This window comes from Segetibacter koreensis DSM 18137 (assembly GCF_000374045.1).
In the GTDB taxonomy this organism is placed as follows: Bacteria; Bacteroidota; Bacteroidia; order Chitinophagales; family Chitinophagaceae; genus Segetibacter; species Segetibacter koreensis.
On sequence record NZ_KB893327.1, the window covers coordinates 34,480 to 54,567 of the forward strand.

The following is a 20,088-nucleotide window of genomic DNA, read 5'->3' on the forward strand; positions in this document are numbered from 1 at the left end:
CTTCCGTCAACATAATAAAAGTGTGATCCTCTTATTTAAAAACCTTCTTTAGATTATCATTAACCTGGTTGTAACCATCACCATCTTGACAATACTCGTTATTATAAATTATTTTCCCTCTTTTATTTGCGCTAATTACAAAAATTTTTATTTAAATTGTATAATACTTATTTTACTTATAACTTAATCGTACAGCTTGCCTATTAAATTTGGTTCCAGCCTTTTATTTTATCTATTGCTTACATCTGCAGTAACATTTGCACAAACCCCTGCAACTAATTCTGTAAGTGAACTTTTTACAAAATTTAGACAAATAAGTAACGATAAAAACATTGTGCTCTTAAATACCAGGAACATTTACATAGCTGGGGAAAAAATATGGTTTACGACTTACATAGTAGACGCGAACAGCGGAAAACTTGATTTAACAACAAAAAATTTGTTTGCAGATCTTGTTAATGAACGGGATAGCACAATAGAGCAAGTTGTGTTGGATAATAAAAGTTTGCATACAAAGGGTGCTTTTAAGTTGCCTGCATCCATCCCAACAGGTTTTTATTGGATAAGATGTTATACGGCGAGGAATTTGGAACGTAACGGCGACGGCATTCTTCTTCATCCGGTATTTATTTTAAATAAACAACTCCACGATGAAAGCTCGTACGAAAAACAGTTTAAAAAACGATTGGAAAAGAACACTACTTCGGGTCCAAACATTCACTTTTTCGCTGAAAGACTGACGGCTCTTCAGGGGATTATTTCAACGGGTGTAATTGAGATTAAAGATTCTTATCAAAATCCCTTGTCAGTAAAAGGTGAACTTGTAAACAGTAAAGATTCTATAATCACCACCTTCAACACCAATAGCCTGGGACTTGCGCGCCTGACTTTTGTAAATGCTCCTGGAGAACCATACACCGCTGTTTTCCATTTAAATGGTCAAAACATTAAATATCAACTGCTAGATGTTGATAAAAAGGCTATTCAACTTTCTGTTGTTAATCAAACTGAAAAAACAGTAAAAGCTATTGTAACACTTGAAGACTCGGTACCGCCTAATACTCAAACTACTCTTTTAGCGGTACAGCGCGACAGCTTGTATTATGCAGCCGTTGGTACGGGCAACTTTGGGCTTACCATACCAATTGATCGTTTGCCTGGTGGCATTGCCCGGTTATTATTGTTTGATGAGAATAAAAACCTGGTGAGTGAACGAAAAATATACATACCTAAAGAAAATGTTTCAGTGGAAATTAAGCCCGACAAAGAGCAATATTCAAAAAGAGCACCTGTAAATCTTCATATTAAGGTTAGCGGACCAAACGGGAAGCCTGTTGCATCTGTAATAAACGTTGCAGTAGAGGATGCAGGGATTGCCCAAATTTCAGACAGCATCGACGCAAATACACCACCTCCTTTCGATACATTTCTTCTCAATAACTGGCTGCACCGATACCATACAAAATATTCTGCTGATGATATCGATCTTTTGTTGGCAACAAGAAAAGCAAGTTTCCAGCAGCCGTCGGGCAAAAGTATAAATAGAGAAAGCCAGGATTACGACGATAACAAAAAGCTTAAAAACTTAATAGGGAAAATAGCAAATAGGAACAACAATGGTATTAGTGATCGCATTGTTACGGCAATAGCAAGAAACTCCCGGGATTTTTTTATAGATGTTGATACAACAAAAAAAGATGGTTTATTTAATTTATCAATGCCGCAGGGGTTTGACAGTTTGCAACTTTCTTTACAGGTAGCTGATAAACACCAGGTGCCAACGGGAGACAGCATAAAAATAGAAACTTTTCAGTATCCAAATTTTTCAACGCCATCCTCTCTAAAACAACAATTTATTGGTTATAGCAGGAACGCTCTCGCTTTATTACAAAAGTATCGTGTTGATACAGCAATGACTTTCCAGTGCAAAGGCTGGCTTGCACCGGTAACGGTAAAAACAATAAAAAAAGAAGAATTAAATTACGATGCATCAAAGCGTATAAACCCGGTTTCTCAAATTCTCACAAGCGACAAATTCAGGTATGGTGGTTATAATGCCCTTGGTAATGCGATCCTTTTGGTTCCGGGAGTATCGTTGTCATTTGGAGATATTTCCATCTTTGGACCAAGTAATGACCTTCGCGGAAACATTGGGCGTCCATTGATTATCGTGGATGGATCTGAAGTTTCGCTAACACACTCAGATAATCGAAGTGTGTTAGACTATTTAAACGCTTTAAATCCTGCCGATATAGATTTTATAGAAGTGCTGAGAGGCGCCGAAGCAAGCATTTATGGTATGCGGGGTGGAAGCGGTGTTATCTCGATCAATACAAGGCATGGTGGTAAAACGGACTTCAGCAGAAGTAAATTACGGCTATTTAACCCGGTAACCTATCATGTTAGTCCAGATTTTGAAATGCCCGACTATTCAAACAAGGAAGTGAAGAATACTTTAATTGCAGATCCACGTACAACCCTTTACTGGAAGGGAAATGTGCCAACAGATGCAAATGGAGCAGCGGATGTAAATTTTTATACAGGCGATAATGTTACAAATTATACAATTACAATAACTGGGTTAACAACAAAAGGAGACCTGATTTATAAACGTGTTATTATTAGTAACACAGGAAAAAACTAAAAAAATTTCTGCATATCTTTTTAGCAGTAAGATTTCGTAAATACTTCAAAATTGCTGCTAACTTCGAAGTATTATGAAAGTTGGCCATTCTAAGATATCATCACGGCTTACCCAAGTGCATGTATCAATTTTCTCAATAAATCCCCATGCGGAATGATCTCGCCAATTTTCTATCCTTTGAATGGTTCGCAAACTTAAACCGGAATTACCTGCTATTTCTTCTTGAGAAAACCTTTTCTTTTTCTCGATGTTTTAATGTTTGGAGCTAAATTCTCTTTGCCCATAATAAAATGTTTTTAATACGAGACTAAACTATAAAACACACTTTTACAGTGCTACGTTACCTTTACGACATCTTTACGTCATAAGCGGCAATATCAATTTAATGGAACAGACTTAGAGTGACATCATTATGTCAACTTTGCAAAGTCGGTATGGCATACAACGTCAAAGCATTGCTATCAGGTGTGGCGTTGGCAATATTCAATGTTGGCTGTAGTTGTTTGGCCAAATGCAAATGAAAATATAACCAGGGAACAGGCAGTAATTGCGTATACAAAAACAAACGCATTTGCCGAATTTAAAAAAAAGGACAAAGGGATGCTAAGAAAAGGAATGCTGGCAAACCTAGCCGTATTGTCACAGGATATATTTACTATACCGATTCAACAATTGCCTGCAACTACAAGTGTGCTAACGATGATTGATGGCAAGATTGTATACCGGTAAGTTACTAGGGCAGAGAGATCATCAGCATTACTATTCACGACTTTGCTGCTGCTATGCGCAGGTTCTCTTTTTTAAGAAGGCAAGGTTCAATACAAGATTTTTTGTCATCCTTGAGCTTGCTCATTACGAAAACAAATGTTTACGAGACCAGAAAAACTAGTTTCTTTCGCTGGTACTAAGACAATATAAATGATAGGTTTATCAAAAGTATTACTATAAGAGCTACGAGTGATATTGGTAACGACTCAGAACGGCGCACTTTATAGAACAATTCCGATATTCAACTTAAGTGCTGTTGCATTTCCGGTAGCCACTTCCATTCCTGTCGTCTCAATCCATACACTAGCCGCTTATCCTACCTGATGCGGCTTCGGGGAGATACAAAGAAAGTCGAAATGCGGCGTTCATAATGACCATAGGTGCAGTAAAACGTAAGTCTATCATCAAGATAGAAATCTCTTGTATCCCAACAACACGACCTACAAGATAGACTTAAATAGAAATTGGTGCAAGAGTTCTTAAACGGAAGATGTAACCTCAAAATCTTGCAAATCTTATCAATAATTGTGTAACAGAAAAGGGTGGCTATGAATCTACTTTTGAGTTATAAATCAAAATAAAAAATTATGATAAAGTTTATGGGCTTAACAAGCCACATCCAGACAAGTAAGACCTGTGGTAATCCGAACTGTACATGTGAAGTATGTACATGTGGAAGCTGCTCGTGCGGTAAAGGTTAATGATAACCCGGCAGTATTGACGTAACTATTGGAAGGGTAACGCAAATGAACCCAAAACGTTCTAAAATAAGGTGCACTAACAATGCGCCTTATTTTTTAACGTGATAAAGCTGCTTCAATCAGTTCTAAAAACCCCACCAAACGTATTTGTCCGTTTCTGACACACTATCGTCCTAAAAAACATTTTAATCAGTAACAACTTTACATCACCAAAACAAACAATTAAGATTATGAAAAAGATTAAAAAAGTACTTTTGACCCTATTTACAGTATTCGTAGTTATTAGTGTAGTTCTCTACTTTGCTCTTCCGCAAGTCTTTTCGCAAAAATTAAAAGTCTATAAAGGCAGTGACTTATCAGGGTCAAAGCCTGCCTTTGACAGCGCAAAAAAGACAGTTATCATCATTGCAGATAATGATGGTACAGAAATGTTTGACCTCATGGCTCCCTTTTATTTGTTTAATGCTACTAAAAAAGCCAACGTGTATGTAGTGTCGGAGAAAAAAGCGCCCATCCTCTTGGTAAACAGCCTTTTCATTCTTCCTCATTACTCTTTTTCAGAAATAGATTCACTGCACATCACTCCCGACGTCATTGTTATTCCAAATGTGACTGTGCATCTAATGACCCCTCCAAAATCATCTACTGTAAATTGGATTAAGCGGCATTATACCGGCAGTAATATAATCCTCTCTATCTGCGATGGATCAGCAACAGCGGCGGCCACAGGATTATACGATGGCAAACCAATAACTACCCATGCTACTGACTATAAAACACTGCAAAAACTATTTCCCAAAGCCGGTTGGGTGCGAAATATAAGTGTTACCCAAAGCGGAAATTTATTTAGTACCGCCGGAGTTTCCAATGCTACTGAAGGAAGCCTTACGGTAATCAAGAGGGTGTTTGGAGAACAAACAATGCAGTCTGTGCTTTATGAAGTAGCATATCCTCATGCCGATATTAAGGTTGAGCACCAAAGCTTGGCTGTTAACAAAGGTGCGGTTATAAAAATAGTATCAAAGATGTTATTTAGAAAAAACTACAGACTTGGTGTGTTACTTTCGGATAGCTTGAATGAGTTTCAATTAGCGAGTGTCCTGGATACCTACATGCGAACTTTCCCAAAATCTATAAACTCCTATTCCGTAGGTGGAAAAAACATAACATCAAAGTATGGATTAACCCTTTATCCAACAGGAGATTTAGACAAAGACCAAGTAAATGAAGTTCATGTGCTAGATCCAAAATCATTTAATACGTCAGAACAAAATCTTTTTATAAACGCAAGCATAGTAAAATACGGTGCAGAGCGAAAGCTATATCCAATAGAAACTTGTCTTGAACGTATTGCAACTATGTATGGAACTAATTTCAAGAACTGTGTCAAGTTGACCCTGGACTATAATTAATTTATTTGTATCTCTTCAGGCTCTCAGTTGATTTGCTTTTGAGCGTTTACTTTTTCTTGTTTTTAGAAGTCCAAACAATTCCCAAGCGCAATTAATAAACGCTCTTAGCCGATGTCCGTTTTTGACATCTAACTGTCCTTTAAAACCTTCTTTTACACTTTAACTTTACACTATTATAAATCTATTAAAATAATAAAAATGAAAAAATCAATTTACATAGGGCTGTTTTTATTCTTGTCCTACTCCTCATTCGGCCAGGCCGACACCTCAAAAATTGAACAGTATTGTCAGGTTATCGCAACTCCCAGGCTTTTAAGCAACAAGGTCACTATCGACATCGACTTTGGCGAAGAGAAAAGTTTTTGGAGAGACACCAGGCTTAAAACCTATGATGGCAGATTAAAGAAATTCAATACGATTATTGACGCTTTGAACTTTATGGGCAAGGAGGGATGGCTTTTTATTAACGCATACCCTGTTAGAGATAATCAAACTGAAATATATCATTTCGCGTTTAGAAAGTTATTTTCAAAATCAGAAATTGAAGGACTTAGATAAACTACTATTTACCCATACCAACCTTCAGCGATGATAACATTAGCATTCATAATACCGCCAAACGTTGAACTTCTTGATCTTGCAGGACCAGTGCAGGTATTTACAGAAGCTAAGTCGTATGGACTTGATGCCGAAATAAAGTTTTACACCTACAGCGACGAACCAACATCTACATCAGGACTGGGATTTGATAAAACCCGGGATTATAAACATGCGCAGCTAAAGGAGGGAGACTATGTTTTTATACCAGGGATGAATTGGGAGTACGTTAATAGTATTTCTTTCAGAGCAGAACGGCTATTCTTTAAATGGCTAAGGGAGTGTTCGGAAAAGGGAATAACAGTTTGTTCCATTTGCAACGGTGCTTTTGCTCTGGGTGAAGCCGGCTTGTTGAAGAACACAGAATGTACCACTCATTGGAAAAGAGTGAAAGCCTTACAACAACAATTCCCTGACGCCAAGGTAGTTGCTGATATTTTATATATAAAAAGCAATAACGTTTATACAAGTGCGGGCATTAGTGCCGGAATTGATTTGGCGTTAGGTATCCTTGAAAATATTAAAGGACCTCTTTTTACCCATAAGGTTGCAAGGGAACTGGTTGTTTATCATAGGCGCAGTGGAAGGCATAAGCAGCAGAGCATCTATTTAGATTATAGAAATCACATTAATCCGCAAATACACCAGGTGCAGGATTATCTTATTGACAACCTATCCAAAGAAAACACCATAGAAGATCTTGCTGCAATGGTTGGTATGAGCGCCAGAAATCTTAGCAGGGTTTTCAAAGAAACGACTGGCTCTACGGTGTTAGAATACCATACACAATTACGCAAGGAGTTCGCCAATACAATGCTAAATAATCCCGAATATACCATTGAATACATTGCTTCAAAGTGCGGATTTAAAACAGAAAGGCAATTACATAGAATTTTGAAAAAATAACAAGTACAAATCGAGAGCTTCAACTAAAAATCGTCCTCGCATTCCTTTACCGTCAACAGCTTAACTCATAATGAGAATAGGAATATTTTGTTCTCATTTCGCTTAACCTATGTGTTCTTACAGTATTAGCCCTGATTGTTCGAATTGTGGCTGCAATAACCTTTGACCAACTCTGCAGCTTTCTCTTACCATTTGTTATTGGAGATGAAGAAATACAATCTCAAAATTTTGTAAATCATATCTGTAATTCTGTAACAGGGAGCGCAGGTCGTAAAAGTAGCTTTACATCACATTAATTATAAACGATAAATCAAAACGAAAAATGAAAACGATTTTTTTATTTATTGCCATTGTGCTTTCAGTAGCAACAAAAGCACAGGTTAGCAAAGTCTCTTTACAGGCAAGTGGATTAACCTGTAGCATGTGCAGTAATTCTATAAACAAGGCTTTAAAGACACTTGATTTTGTTGACAAGGTTGATGCCGACATTAGGACCTATACTTTTGAGATATCATTTAAACCAAACAGCAATGTCGATTTTGATAAGATAAAATCGAAGGTGGAGAAGGCCGGCTTTAGTGTCTCAAGTTTTGTTGCTACTATTCTTTTCAACAACGTGCAGGTGAGGAATAATAATCCAGTAACAATTGGAGACAAAACTTTCCTTTTTGTAAAAGTGAAAGATCAGTTATTGAATGGCCTAAAACAAGTCAAGGTATTAGACAAAGGTTTTGTATCTCAAAAAGAAAATAAAGTTTATTCTTTTTCTGCCTTATCTCCACAAACTTTTCACGCAACCATTTAATCCCCCACCTTTGAAATTAGTTAATATGAAATTACAATTCTTATTAGTTGCGGTGATACTTTCATTATCAGGTTACGACCAGGAACTATATTCAGCAACTGAACCCGCCAGTAACATGTCTGCACGAAGTATCGGCTTCAGAGTAGATAATTCTATCATGGATGAAATAACTTCCTCCAAAGTGAACTATCACCTTATACCTCAAATAAGGTTAGGTGTGTCAAAAAAACTAATGATAGAGGCAGGTGCTTTTTTTAGCAATCGTACTGAAAAGCTGAGGGCAGAAGGTGGAAGTTTTTACGCCAAGTATAGGTTTTTAAGTAACGATGCTATGCAAAGACATTTTCGTATGGCTGCCTTTGCCAGAATAAGTTATAACAACAGCGACATTCACCAGGAAGAGATTAATATGTATGGACATAACAGTGGCTTTGAAACTGGTGTGGTTGCAACTCAATTGCTTCGCAAGGTAGCTATGTCGTCTTCAGTGTCCTTTCTAAAGGCAAGGGATAATGGGAATAACAATAAGTTTATTTACGGTTCTACAAACAGCAAGGCGGTCAACTATACATTTTCAATTGGAAAATTAATGCTGCCGAAAGAGTATAAAGATTACAGGCAAACCAATGTTAACCTGATGGTAGAGTTTTTAAACCAGGTGAATATAGGTTCAGGAAATTACTATATGGATGTAGCTCCTTCCGTACAAATGATATTTAATAGTCAAAGCAGGGTAGATATAGGCTACAGAAAAGAACTAAGCAGTACTTTATTAAGAACTGCACCAAACGGTTTCTTTATCAGATTGGAACACAACTTCTTCAACGCCTTTTAAGTAATAGCGTGTAAAAGACGCAGAAAAGCCATGCACAAATTTAAAGGTGTAAGCTTCTGTTCATGTTGCCGCACTTGAATGCAATGACGGCAAAATTACAGTAATTCATTTTGTCCTTATTTGACACAGTATCGTCCTAAAAACCATTTCCATTTATCGCATCTTTACATCCTAATAAAAACATAAATATGTTAGAAACCAAAGAAAAGAGTTAACGACCTTTCCATGTTTCTATTGGGTTATGATTTTTATTGACCGCCTTTGATCAACCTATCGCAAAACACCAACCATCACTTTTTTTCATTTACTTATAATTATTGGTTATGCTTAATGCATTTATCAGGCTATGCCTAAAGTGTCCTTTATTGCCTTTAATATTGTCGTCTTTAAGTGCAATGAGAAAGGTTTTTGCAATTATTTTTCTCTTGATATTTTCTTCTTGTTCAAGGAAAATAATTAACCCCAGCGAATATGCCCTCTCAGCACGCCGTATATAATTTTGAAAGACTATATTCTGTTCTCGATCTCAGAAATGATCTGTAATAGTCAAAGAAGGGCACATTGGTTATAGAAAAGAGCTAAATAGCACGTTATTTAGAGCACTACTTAATGTTTTTTTTATTAGATTTGAGTATAATTTCTTCAATGCTTTTTAGTTGTTTTTTTTCTGGAAAAACACTCCATAAGTATCAGCATACTTTTCTGAAAGCTAATTTATGATACATTAATGCTGGCCTACAAAGACACGGAAAAGTGACTTCTTTTTTTAAGTTCGAATCGTTTGTTGATTAATCTGTGACGGTATAAAATACTGTAAATCATAACCATAATTGTATAACACTAACCCTCATTACTCATATTAGTTTTGCGTTATCAATATAAAAACATTTACTAAAACAAACTAAAACTAACGTTATGCAAAGTCAATCAAAAGTAGTGGATTATCTACTCGAAGCTAATGAATTCAATTGGGAAATTGCACCCGGCAAAATAGTAAAGGCTTGGGGGTTTAACCAGCAGTTACCCGGACCTACCATCAAGGCACGAAAAGGCGAAACAGTATCAATTAAAGTGAAAAACAACTTACAAGAGCCCACCATCATTCACTGGCATGGCATAAGGCTACCGGCAGCAATGGATGGAACAGACAGCGTACAAAAGCCTATTGAACCGGGAGAAGAGTTTGAATATAGATTTGTTGTACCAGACGCAGGAACATTCTGGTATCATTCACATTACAATGAAACAGTACAGGTAGAAAAAGGAATGTATGGTGCTATAGTAGTGGAAGATGAAACAGACCCGGTATTAGATGATGAGAAAGTTATTATGATAGATGATATGAAACTTTCTGCTGCCAACGAGTTTACTAAACCTTCCTGGTTTATACCTCGCATAGTTGAAAGGCATGATGGACGTGAAGGGGACACATTACTTATCAATGGTAAAGAAAATCCTACTTTAGAAATTCATGGAGGTCAGATGGAGAGATGGCGGTTCATTAATTCGTCAAGCGCCCGCTATTTCCTTTTGCATTTCGAGGGTAGACAATTTAAAATAATCGGGACAGATGGCGGGTTACTTGAAGCTCCAATAATAGCAAGCGAAGCATTAATTACGCCGGGAGAAAGATTAGACATTGTTGTAGGCCCTTTTGAAGAAGGGGAAACTTTTGCGCTGGAAAGTTTAGGATATAACCGGATGACCTTTCTTAAAGCAAAACGTCAAACATTTGCAACAGTAAAAGTAAAAGAGCCAAAACCTTCAGTGGCATTCGTACCCGATAACTTAAGAAGAATTGAGCAGTTAGCGCCACAGGATACTCCTGTCTCAAGAAAGGTTGTTCTATCAGTAGGCCCAAGTTTAAAGGACGGAATGAACTTTCTTGTAAACGGCAAGATGCATGTAAATGACAAGTCAGTCGTAGTAGGTGAAACACAAGTGTGGGAAGTTTCAAATTCAAGTATGATGGATCACCCGTTCCACTTACATGGTTTCTTCTTCCAGGTTATTGAAGAAAATGGTAAAGCACCAGCTTACTTGGCGTGGAAAGACACTTATAACCTGAAACCAAGAACAAAGATCAAGATTGCATGGATGCCTGATAATAGGCCCGGAACCTGGATGTATCATTGCCATATTTTGGAGCACCATGCAGCAGGTATGATGGCAAACTTTGATGTAATTGATGGAAGTAAACCATACGAAGAAAAGCCAGCTACCCACATGCATCACCATCATTAATGTTGCTAACTTCAGCTAGAAAAGCACTCATCACGACAATGTTATTCAAGCATTTAGAAGGTCAGTTTAAGGTTTTGTATTACTAATATGAAATAAATTAGTAGGCGACATAACTTTGAAAATAATATATATTAAAAACATGGAAGGCATCCTTGCATCCTCGTTGTACAACAGGAACTGCAAAAGCTGGACATCGACCATTGTAAAGTTACTTTGATGAAGTAGACAGCGGAGTGGAAATACTAAAAAGCGATGTTGTCCACTAACCGTTATGCCTTGGAGGAAATGTGGCATCTTGGCTTAAATGCTCATCATGGTTTGAAAGCGAAACGATGTTTGGAAGGTACTTAGGCGTTAATCAAGTGTTATTTCCTTATGTAGGCTTTGTCTACCAGTATAAAAAGATAGATGGCGACCGTGGAGCTGGCCTACGCAGCGGCCCAGTTAATGAGTTTGGGCAGTAGCAAGGCAAAAGAGATTTGCAGATTATATGCAGAACTTTGCGAAGCCTGCGGCAACGAATGTGGAAAGCATACACACAGTAGCCATTGCCAAGAATGCAGAGGCATGCAAGGCTTGTGCAGAAGAATGCAGAAAGACGACAACATAAACATTATTTAGTTTCAACTTAGCAATTGGAATTTCATTCAGCCTTTTGCCCTTACAAAGGCAACACCGTTTGTTAAAACTAAAAATCAACGAATTATGAAAAAGCCAGTATTTGTTTTAGGCAGGGGTTTAAGAATATAAATCACATTAGTAGGCATACTGTTACTGTTTTAGGAGTATAGAAAAAGTTGAGTACAGGCGTTGAGGAAGTGTAAATGGTAAAGATTCAGTTCATGACTTTCGTAAACATCACCTACTTTTTAGTGCGTGCAATACAAGAAGGGGAGGTAGCCACAAATCACTGATAACGCGGATGATGTGCATACGAGTAATTTTTAACTTTCCCATTGGTATGTTTTCAGAAAAAGAAGTATCTTAAAATAAAGTTGACGGTCGCTGTCGTTTACTTCAGAAACCCCATATGGTACAAAGAGAAACTTTATAAACAAACAAGCGAGTATTGGCGATTGAAGGATTTCCTGATAATACTAAGCCACTTACAAATCACAAAATGATACAGGACAAACAATACGATGTAGTAATAGTTGGAGGCAGCTATTCAGGTCTTGCGGCTGGTATGGCATTGGGCAGAGCGCTAAGACCAGTTTTGATTATTGACAGTGGAAATCCCTGTAATAAACAAACTCCGCATTCACATAACTTCCTTACCAATGATGGAAAGACTCCAAAAGAAATCCTCACTCTTGCAAAAGATCAGGTGCGGATGTATGAGACAATTGAGTTTCTAGATGCATTGGTATTGCACGGCATTAAAACTGAAAGTGGTTTTGAAGTCCGAATACAGACAGGCGAAACATTCTCAACAAAAAAACTGGTGTTCGCAACAGGCATTAGGGACATTATGCCGGAGATTCCCGGTTTTGCAGAATGTTGGGGGATAAGTGTCCTTCATTGCCCATACTGTCACGGTTATGAAGTACGACATCAAAAGACAGGTATTCTTGCCAATGACGAGACGGCTTTTGAATTATCATCTCTAATTTCTAATTGGACAAATGATTTAACCCTTTACACCAATGGTCCATCGACGCTGACGATGCAACAGGTAGAGAAGCTTCAAAAACACAAGATCAACATAGTAGAAACGGTTATCGAGCAGCTTGAACAGGAAGACCGTTATATCAAAAACATTATTTTCAAAGATGGAACGAAAGCACCGGTAAAAGCTTTGTATGCCCGACCTTCATTTGTACAGCACTCATCTTTTCCGGAAGTGTTGGGGTGTGAAATAACTAACGAAGGTTATATCAAAATTGACGCATCACAAAGAACCACCATCACAGGCGTATATGCTTGCGGAGATAATAATACACGAATGCGAACAGTTGCTAATGCGGTATCAATGGGTACAACAACAGGATTAATGGTAAATAAGGAATTGATAGAAGATCAATTTTAATATTCTCGCTACTTTCCCTAAACTGTTATTCCTTCTGGCAATAGTACGAACACATTATTGGGTGGCATAAAGGGTAAAGCCACCTTGAAAAAAATTTATGATATGAAAACAAACAGGCGAAGAGCAACGGGCACAGGTGTATTTTTCATAATAGCACCATTTGAAGCTATCGTAAAAACTGCGATGGTCGATTGTTTTGCTAAATAAAAGTATGATGAAAGCCTTTATAAAAAACAAATACGGCGGTCCTGAAGTACTACGGCTGGAAGAAGTAGAAAAGCCTGCGGTTAAAAAGGATCACATTCTGGTCAAAGTATACGCCAATTCAGCTAATCCGGTAGATTGGCATATACTAAGGGGGAAACCTTTTTTTGCACGGTTTACATTTGGTCTCTTAAAACCAAAAGATAAAATTTTAGGCGCTGATTTTGCCGGTATAATAGTGGAAGTCGGTAAAGATGTAAAGCTGTTCAAAGCAGGTGATCGGGTATTTGGCGAAACACTAAAAGGCGGTGCCTTTGCAGAATATGTTAGTGTACCGGAAACTGAATGTGCAAAAATGCCGTTAGGCAGTAATTTTGCTGAGATGGCGAGTGTACCTACTGCTGGTCTGACAGCTTTTCAGGCTCTTATAACACATGGAAAATTAATAAAAGGAGAAAGTGTTCTTATCAACGGTGCTTCAGGTGGTGTCGGTCATTTTGCTGTGCAGATTGCAAAAGCTTACGGAGCAACTGTAACGGGCGTTTCTTCAAGTAGAAATGTTGATTTTGTCAAGTCTTTAGGTGCTGACAAAGTAATAGCATACGATAAGGAAAACATTCATCAACATAATGAGAAGTACGATCTGGTTATTGATGCAAATGGCAATCTTTTCCACGATGATTACAAACGAATGGCAAAGAGAGGAGCAACGATAGGCTTCACTACAATGATTCATATGATAACCCTTCTGCTGCAAAAAGCCATTAGTAAGCTACCATTAGTACAGTTTACAGCTGAAGCGAATACTAAGGACTTGAACACGTTGGCAACACTTATTGAGGAGGGAAAAATTAAACCTCAAATTGAAAGGTCATATTCCTATAAACAAATACCGCAGGCAATCAGTTATATTGAAGCCATGCGTACAAGAGGTAAAGTGGTAATGATCTGGAGCCACAAAAAAAGTTGATTAGCGGATTTCTGAAACGCCTCGAAATACGTGGTATACATCTCAACGTTTCATCCGATCTCAAGCGTTAGATAAGAAACTAAAGGTCTCCAGCACCGGTTTCAGAAATCCATTTCCCACCCCGGAACACCCTTCCTTGCAAGAGCAAGTTTTATGGTATTCTTCTAAAGCATCGTAATGTCCTAAACAGAAAAAGCTGTTTCGGTAGCTTTTGTCTGTTTTATTTAACCAGCAGTAGGATTTCTATTCAGCGATTTAGGTTCAGCGGTTACTCCCAGCTGCAGCTATGCTTTTTTTAGCCGCAGGCGCTATTACCTTTTTTCATAGATATATAAAGTGGAGAATTCCGAATATGCTAGGTTTTAAGAGTTTTGAATCAGCATCAAGGGCGTTATTAGGGATAGAAATAGTAAGGATGATTAAAAAGGATCAAGGTGGTCAGCCTCCTGTTGTTCATCTGGAATATGAATACCATGCAGCGCTCCTGATTGTAAGCGCAGAGCTATATTACGTGCGTCCCCGGGATCTGTTTTCTGCAGCGTGTCTTACTGAGATTTTGGAATATCAGCAGGATTAAGTACCAAATATTCAATGTGTAACTGGGTCAACTCGCGTTGTACCCAAAATACGAACTTTCCGGCTTCATAAGCAGCTTTATAGTGAGCTTCAGGAAAGTGTTGGTTGAGGAAAGCCGACATAACAGAAGGATTTGGTTTGATGAATATTCTTGATAACATGTCATTTAAATAAATGCCGAGGTTCCAACTGGCTTTATGAATGTCCCTGCCGACAAAAATGGTCTGACCTTGGAAATTTGTTAAATTTTATTCATACTGTTGACGTTTTTATAATGAAATTAAAAGTTAGTGTAGCGTTTTTAAAATGACTACTTTTTTAACTGCCTGATCGGTTCTTTAAAGGTTACATGGCTTTGCTGCAAGCTGGGCTGACACAGCACCGCATCAGCGTTAGTTTCGCTGTTCAGTTTCAGCGCGACGGAACGTAGGTAAAGCATTTGTAGTAAACATCAGCAATAAAACATTAATATAGCTTCGGTATCCGCTGACATGGCGCTATTGCCCCGCCTGCAGCAATACCGATGGCAAGCCCTGTTTCACCGGTGATGTCCAGCACCACTACATCCAGTCTGAGATTGAGCAGTCTTTCACATCGGTTTTCTTGCCGTCGATGTTTTTAGCAAACTTGCCATTGACAAGAGTCACTTTCAATCCTGCTTCTTGTAATGCAATATACAAGTTCTGCCAATAAGTACCTGTGCTTTCCATCGCCACCGTATCAACTTTGTTTTCCAGCAGCCAACCGGCCAATGCTTTCAAATCTTCTGAATAAACGCCAAACTCGCAGATATCTTCTTTTGCTTGTCCAACGGCAGCAAAATGGAAACGGGTCCCCACTTCAATAGCGGCTGAATTTGGATTGTTCACTTCAAGAGAAACTTTTTTCTTTTTTGTCATAAACAGTTTTTTGGTTGATGAATAAAAAGGCTCTTACAGGAAATGTATTTTTAAGTTGTAATTATTCTGAACGGGGTAGTAAAACTCCACCACTGAAATTATCACAAAAGGCTTTGATTGGGAAGACCAGAGGCTTTTTTACATTCCAACCAGAATGTCCGTCGGGTTTATAAACGCCAGTTGCTATATGGGTTTTGCTATAGATACTACCATTATAAAACAACTCTTGTTAGCCGGAGAAATTAATTTCGACTGCGAAAAATGTGGGAATGACCGCTAACGGTCCATCATTGAAGCAGTGTGCAAAGGAGAAACGAGTGTGGAAGCCCTGGCATCCCTTCGGCACTACAACCGCCGAAAATCAAAAGAAGAAATCCAAAAAGTCCTGCAGACAAATGGCAGGAAAGATTACCTGTTTGCCCTTACACAAGAACTGGAACTGTATAAGGCAGTACAGTAGAAAATCAGCCAGTATGATCAGGCAATTGAGCAGTTGGTTGCAGAGCAGCTTTCGGCAGAGGAAAACAAAAGCGAGTTAAAGGCAGAAGCCAAACCACACAAGCGGGTGAATAAGAATACGCCTAAGAACATTGACATCAATTAGGTGGCCTATCAGTACTTTGATAGTGTGGATTTGATGGCCATAGAAGGGGTGAGCCACAATCTGGTGATGCCGCTGCTGGGCGAAGTGGGAGCAAAAGGCAAAAATAAATTTGCTTCTGCAAAACAGTTGCATCCTGGCTCAGGCTTTCGCCCGATAACAAGGTCTCAGGTGGTAGGGTATTGAGTAATCACATTCCTAAGGGAAGCAACCGGCTAAAGATTGCCCTCAGAAACACAGCCAATGTTATTGGCAACCTCAAAGACACGCATCTTGCCAACTTCTTTCGGCGCATTTGCTTTCGAAGAGGAAGAGCGGCAGCCGTATCCGCCACAGCCCGAAAGCTGGCATTGATTATCTTGAACATGGTAGTACAAGGCATTGCTTACAATCCGCCCACCACCTATGAGTTCCTCGACCAGAAAAGAAAAAGAAAGTTGCAGGAAATAAAAAAACTACTCACTAAGTTTAATCTTACAACGCATGAACTGGGCCTAACTACCAGCTCGTTGTAAAACGTTAGTCAGAATTGTAAAGAACTTGAGTCGGCCCCAATTTTACAAATACAATTGTTATGTGCTGTGTTGAATAAACTGCCATTCCTGTACTTAGTCTCGCATTTTCCCCGACCGAATGTTTTCTACAGGCAATGATACATATACTAATCATTGATAAAAATGCCAAACAGACAATTTCGAAACTTCATTTTATTGTTTTTACTGAATACTTCTAATTGTACATTTCGTACGACTCGCTAATTCAGGAAACCTAATATAATAACTAATACTTGTAATAATTTCGCCACTTTTTAAATTGCCGTTTAGCAAACACTATTTTTATATTCCAACTTCTTACGGTGCCCTAGTAGATATGCAACCGTTGTTGGTAATTACTGAAATGTACATTCGAAAGTTGCTAAAAGAAGATTTTGGTGATATGTTAACACTGCAAAAAAACCTCACCATTGTACCACACTACAGCTCGATAATCTTTTTAATCAATCTTTTAGAAAATAAGTTGCTGTCTCAGTTGAAATTGAAAGCAAAACCACAACAATTGCAAAATTTATTTGCTTGCATTTATAAAGCAAATAGGATGTGAGTAAAAAAAGCGCTAACCTAAATATAATTAAATAGGGCAGGTCTAAACGGTGAGACGATTTTGGTGCGGCGAAAATAGCTCCATAACGAGATCACCAAAATAGGTAGCATGATGGCTAGAAAATATTTTATTAATGCGCTGTTTCCTTTTTGAAATCCGATATTATTCTAAACATACTTGTTTAATTATTTCAAATGCTTCTAAATAAAAGCCTCCTCACAATTTTCTACTTTTATTTGCAAGCTTAAACTCAGTTTTTTAAATTTACCTCGGTTAAAGCATAACGCTTTTTCACCTCATTCGTGATTGATAACTACAATTTTGCTAGTCTTTCCAAGCCATTTTTAATTCCTAACTTAATCATTTTTCCGTATCCGTCAACAGGCAAACTATTTATGTAAGACAAAGCTGATTGATAGTTTTCATTAGCTTTATCTAGATCGTTTAAATCCTCGTGGCATTTGCCTATGTTTAAATAAAGTGAGGGATAACTGGTATTTAGAGTACCGTCATCAATTTTTAAAGCAAGCGATAAAGCTGTTTCATCCCACTTTAATTTTTCTTCAACGGAGTCTTGGTGCCTGGCAAGATAATGAGCTGCTGTAAATTTTTCAAAATCATTTGTCGCTTCATTCCATGCTTGCAAAAAAAGTCGTTTTGCTTCGTCGGCGTTTTGATTTACTTCGACTTCCATTCCTATTGTACAAAGTCTAACTACATTATTGTTAGGATCAAACTGCATAAAATATCTTTATTTTTTCAATATCCGATTTAAATTGCCTGTAATATTGACAAAATCACTGGCAGTATCCAGCTAAAAAGTTTATTTTTCTAAATTAGCATATACCAGGTCTTTATAACTTCTGCCAATGGGAATAAATTTTCCTTGAATTTCTACATCAGTAGCAGAAAAAGCATCTACTTTATCTTTAGCAACGATAAAAGAACGATGAATGCGTAAGAAATTCTTGTTTTTAAGAAGGTCTTCAGTCTGACCCAACTGGAACTTTGTGAGAATATATTTATCCTTTGAGACGATTTTAATGTACTCTTTCAGGCTCTCGACGTAAAGAATTTCATCAAGAAACATCTTGACCTTCTTTTTACCAACGTTGAAAAACAAAAAGGCTCTATCAGTTGCTATCTGTGAGGTGTCCAATAAACGAGAAACTTCCATTTGTTGTTGTGCTTTATTTACTGCATTAACGAAACGGCTCAATTCAATTGGCTTGAGCAAATAGTCTACTACATTCAATTCGTATCCTTGTAATGCATAGTCCTGATAGGCGGAAGTGATGATTATTTTTGGGGGATTATTCAACGTTTTTATAAAGTCCAATCCTTTTAATTTAGGCAAATGAATGTCTAAAAAGACGAGGTCAATTTTTTCTCTTTGCAATATTTCCAATGCAAAGATTGCATCCTCACATGTTTGAACTAAGTGTAAAAACGGAACCTGGTTTATGTAGTCTTCTATTACTTCAGCAGCTAAGGGTTCGTCCTCAACTATAAGACAGGTTATTTTTTGCATAAGTGGTAAGGTTAATGGTCAGTAATACAATAAAAACAGAAGTTTCATTTAGCACCTTCAAATCATAATCTGTGTACAACAACTCCAATTGCCTTTTCACATTATTTAGCCCAATAGCCTCAACCAAACATGTGCTGCTGCCGGTGTTTTCTTTTGAATTTTTTACGCTAAATATGAGAATACTGTCATGCAATTTCATTTCAATTTGAATGAAGCTTGCAAAGCGACATTCGCTGGCGCCATGTTTAAACGCATTTTCGACAAATGGCAATAAAAGTAAAGGAGAAATCGAGCTTTGTTTATCAGTAATGTCTTTTTGAAAACTCACCGTTAGCTTATCATTGTATCGCATTTTTTCCAAATCAATATAATCTTGCAGCATTCTAATTTCTTCATCAATGCTGATTAAAGGTTTTGCCGCTTCGTACAACATAAAGCGCAGTAGTTTTGACAACTTCATTACAGCATCAGCAGTTTGCTCAGACTTTTTCCTTGCTAAAGCATATATATTATTAAGTGTATTAAATAGAAAGTGAGGATTCGTTTGATTTCGGAGATATTTTAATTCCGTCTCCAATTTCTCTCTTATTAAAACCTGTTCCACTTTCGCTCTCCGTAATTGTTGCCTGATCTGTTTTATAGCAATCGCTGCGCCCGATACAAAGCCTATGTCCATAAGTGCAACGGGAAATGCTAAAGGGAAGAAAAATGAAGAAGTGGGACTATACAATGGCGAAGTAGGGCCATCCCAGCGATAAATTATCGGATCAATAAAAAAAACAGCCAAGGCCCGGTAAAGTAATAGTGTCGCCAGAAGGGCAAAAACCGAATAAAGGGCCCCTTTTTTTTTGAAGCCATCCCTAAGTATCTTATTTAACGTGACATACAAAATAAAGTAAGTAAACAGCAATTTCGGTAAAAGCAATACAAAACAGTTTTCGAAGGATAGCAAGAGGTTTTTAGCAGTATCCGTTTGTAATCGAGTGGTATTTAAAAGAAATATCAGTAAAACGTTTTGAAACAAATAAACCACCCAGAAGGCAGTATGCAGCAAAGCTCTTCTCATACGATGTAAAATTCATTAAAAAACGTCAACTTTCTGGATGTTTCTACCAACTGCATCGAGGGACCTACAAAATGACGGTTTGATCGGCCGGAAAACAAATTTCAAAATAGATATTTTTTAATTGAGGAGAGTGAACGGCTAGAAAAAATTTATAAAAGCCCAAAATGGAGTGGTCACTTAATAGAAATGGCTATAAAAA

General features: G+C 37.7%; 18 protein-coding genes. 13 read left to right on the top strand and 5 right to left on the bottom strand.

From position 1 onward, the window contains the following. Window positions 1-196 precede the first annotated feature (196 nt). The 12 genes from B154_RS0113240 to B154_RS33090 all read left to right on the top strand — a co-directional run bounded on the left by B154_RS0113240 (window position 197) and on the right by B154_RS33090 (window position 14,692). Complete coding sequence (locus tag B154_RS0113240; protein WP_018614737.1) at window positions 197-2,644, top strand: TonB-dependent receptor; 2,448 nt, start codon at window positions 197-199, stop codon at window positions 2,642-2,644. 465 nt (window positions 2,645-3,109) lie between these two features. Next, entirely contained in the window at window positions 3,110-3,373 is a 264-nt protein-coding gene (locus B154_RS0113245; protein WP_281166866.1) for an amidohydrolase family protein, read from the top strand. 970 nt (window positions 3,374-4,343) lie between these two features. After that, the gene (locus tag B154_RS0113250; protein ID WP_018614739.1) at window positions 4,344-5,525 is read left to right on the top strand and encodes a DJ-1/PfpI family protein; all 1,182 of its coding nucleotides are present in this window, start codon (window positions 4,344-4,346) and stop codon (window positions 5,523-5,525) included. A 198-nt stretch (window positions 5,526-5,723) separates the two neighbouring features. Then, the gene (locus tag B154_RS0113255; RefSeq protein ID WP_018614740.1) at window positions 5,724-6,083 is read left to right on the top strand and encodes a hypothetical protein; all 360 of its coding nucleotides are present in this window, start codon (window positions 5,724-5,726) and stop codon (window positions 6,081-6,083) included. Between the two features lie 30 nt (window positions 6,084-6,113). Beyond that, window positions 6,114-7,028 (top strand): GlxA family transcriptional regulator, encoded by a 915-nt coding sequence (locus tag B154_RS0113260; RefSeq protein ID WP_018614741.1) that lies wholly within the window; start codon window positions 6,114-6,116, stop codon window positions 7,026-7,028. A gap of 322 nt (window positions 7,029-7,350) precedes the next feature. After that, window positions 7,351-7,833, top strand: coding sequence for a heavy-metal-associated domain-containing protein (locus B154_RS28520; RefSeq protein ID WP_018614742.1), 483 nt, complete (start codon window positions 7,351-7,353; stop codon window positions 7,831-7,833). Window positions 7,834-7,858: 25 nt separating this feature from the next. Next, window positions 7,859-8,668: a hypothetical protein gene (locus tag B154_RS0113270; RefSeq protein ID WP_018614743.1), complete on the top strand. Its 810-nt coding sequence runs from the start codon at window positions 7,859-7,861 to the stop codon at window positions 8,666-8,668. 915 nt (window positions 8,669-9,583) lie between these two features. Then, window positions 9,584-10,912 (top strand): multicopper oxidase family protein, encoded by a 1,329-nt coding sequence (locus B154_RS0113275; protein ID WP_018614744.1) that lies wholly within the window; start codon window positions 9,584-9,586, stop codon window positions 10,910-10,912. Window positions 10,913-11,359: 447 nt separating this feature from the next. Next, the gene (locus B154_RS34075) at window positions 11,360-11,533 is read left to right on the top strand and encodes a four-helix bundle copper-binding protein (protein ID WP_483826379.1); all 174 of its coding nucleotides are present in this window, start codon (window positions 11,360-11,362) and stop codon (window positions 11,531-11,533) included. A 448-nt stretch (window positions 11,534-11,981) separates the two neighbouring features. Further along, complete coding sequence (locus tag B154_RS0113285) at window positions 11,982-12,941, top strand: NAD(P)/FAD-dependent oxidoreductase (RefSeq protein ID WP_018614747.1); 960 nt, start codon at window positions 11,982-11,984, stop codon at window positions 12,939-12,941. Between the two features lie 211 nt (window positions 12,942-13,152). Next, window positions 13,153-14,115, top strand: a complete 963-nt coding sequence (locus B154_RS0113295; protein ID WP_018614749.1) for an NAD(P)-dependent alcohol dehydrogenase — start codon at window positions 13,153-13,155, stop codon at window positions 14,113-14,115. 352 nt (window positions 14,116-14,467) lie between these two features. Beyond that, window positions 14,468-14,692, top strand: coding sequence for a hypothetical protein (locus B154_RS33090; RefSeq protein ID WP_211217494.1), 225 nt, complete (start codon window positions 14,468-14,470; stop codon window positions 14,690-14,692). A gap of 559 nt (window positions 14,693-15,251) precedes the next feature. Here B154_RS33090 and B154_RS0113310 read toward each other — a convergent pair. Further along, window positions 15,252-15,590 carry an IS110 family transposase gene (locus B154_RS0113310; protein ID WP_018614752.1) on the bottom strand — a complete coding sequence of 113 codons (339 nt, stop codon included), beginning with the start codon at window positions 15,588-15,590 and terminating at the stop codon, window positions 15,252-15,254. A gap of 783 nt (window positions 15,591-16,373) precedes the next feature. Between B154_RS0113310 and B154_RS30740 the strand changes: the two genes are divergently transcribed. After that, on the top strand, window positions 16,374-16,706 hold the full coding sequence (locus tag B154_RS30740) for a hypothetical protein (RefSeq protein ID WP_018614756.1): 333 nt from the start codon (window positions 16,374-16,376) through the stop codon (window positions 16,704-16,706). A 603-nt stretch (window positions 16,707-17,309) separates the two neighbouring features. On the opposite strand, the gene B154_RS33880 is transcribed toward B154_RS30740, so the two are convergent. The 4 genes from B154_RS33880 to B154_RS28535 form a co-directional block, all read right to left on the bottom strand. After that, entirely contained in the window at window positions 17,310-17,453 is a 144-nt protein-coding gene (locus B154_RS33880; RefSeq protein ID WP_157580739.1) for a DUF2568 domain-containing protein, read from the bottom strand. Between the two features lie 152 nt (window positions 17,454-17,605). Continuing rightward, window positions 17,606-18,034 carry a hypothetical protein gene (locus tag B154_RS0113340; RefSeq protein ID WP_018614758.1) on the bottom strand — a complete coding sequence of 143 codons (429 nt, stop codon included), beginning with the start codon at window positions 18,032-18,034 and terminating at the stop codon, window positions 17,606-17,608. A gap of 81 nt (window positions 18,035-18,115) precedes the next feature. Further along, on the bottom strand, window positions 18,116-18,823 hold the full coding sequence (locus B154_RS0113345) for a LytR/AlgR family response regulator transcription factor (RefSeq protein WP_018614759.1): 708 nt from the start codon (window positions 18,821-18,823) through the stop codon (window positions 18,116-18,118). Beyond that, complete coding sequence (locus B154_RS28535) at window positions 18,795-19,610, bottom strand: sensor histidine kinase (protein WP_211217495.1); 816 nt, start codon at window positions 19,608-19,610, stop codon at window positions 18,795-18,797. Before B154_RS28535 ends, B154_RS0113345 begins: the two co-directional genes overlap by 29 nt. Between the last annotated feature and the right edge of the window lie 478 nt (window positions 19,611-20,088).

Bases quoted from the DNA above. Each gene is read 5' to 3' on its own strand.
- B154_RS33090 (WP_211217494.1), top strand. From the start codon at position 14,468: ATGCTAGGTTTTAAGAGTTTTGAATCAGCATCAAGGGCGTTATTAGGG.
- B154_RS0113340 (WP_018614758.1), bottom strand. From the start codon at position 18,034: ATGCAGTTTGATCCTAACAATAATGTAGTTAGACTTTGTACAATAGGA.
- B154_RS0113345 (WP_018614759.1), bottom strand. From the start codon at position 18,823: ATGCAAAAAATAACCTGTCTTATAGTTGAGGACGAACCCTTAGCTGCT.
- B154_RS0113255 (WP_018614740.1), top strand. From the start codon at position 5,724: ATGAAAAAATCAATTTACATAGGGCTGTTTTTATTCTTGTCCTACTCC.
- B154_RS0113250 (WP_018614739.1), top strand. From the start codon at position 4,344: ATGAAAAAGATTAAAAAAGTACTTTTGACCCTATTTACAGTATTCGTA.
- B154_RS0113295 (WP_018614749.1), top strand. From the start codon at position 13,153: ATGATGAAAGCCTTTATAAAAAACAAATACGGCGGTCCTGAAGTACTA.
- B154_RS0113270 (WP_018614743.1), top strand. From the start codon at position 7,859: ATGAAATTACAATTCTTATTAGTTGCGGTGATACTTTCATTATCAGGT.
- B154_RS0113275 (WP_018614744.1), top strand. From the start codon at position 9,584: ATGCAAAGTCAATCAAAAGTAGTGGATTATCTACTCGAAGCTAATGAA.
- B154_RS0113310 (WP_018614752.1), bottom strand. From the start codon at position 15,590: ATGACAAAAAAGAAAAAAGTTTCTCTTGAAGTGAACAATCCAAATTCA.
- B154_RS0113260 (WP_018614741.1), top strand. From the start codon at position 6,114: ATGATAACATTAGCATTCATAATACCGCCAAACGTTGAACTTCTTGAT.
- B154_RS34075 (WP_483826379.1), top strand. From the start codon at position 11,360: ATGAGTTTGGGCAGTAGCAAGGCAAAAGAGATTTGCAGATTATATGCA.
- B154_RS28520 (WP_018614742.1), top strand. From the start codon at position 7,351: ATGAAAACGATTTTTTTATTTATTGCCATTGTGCTTTCAGTAGCAACA.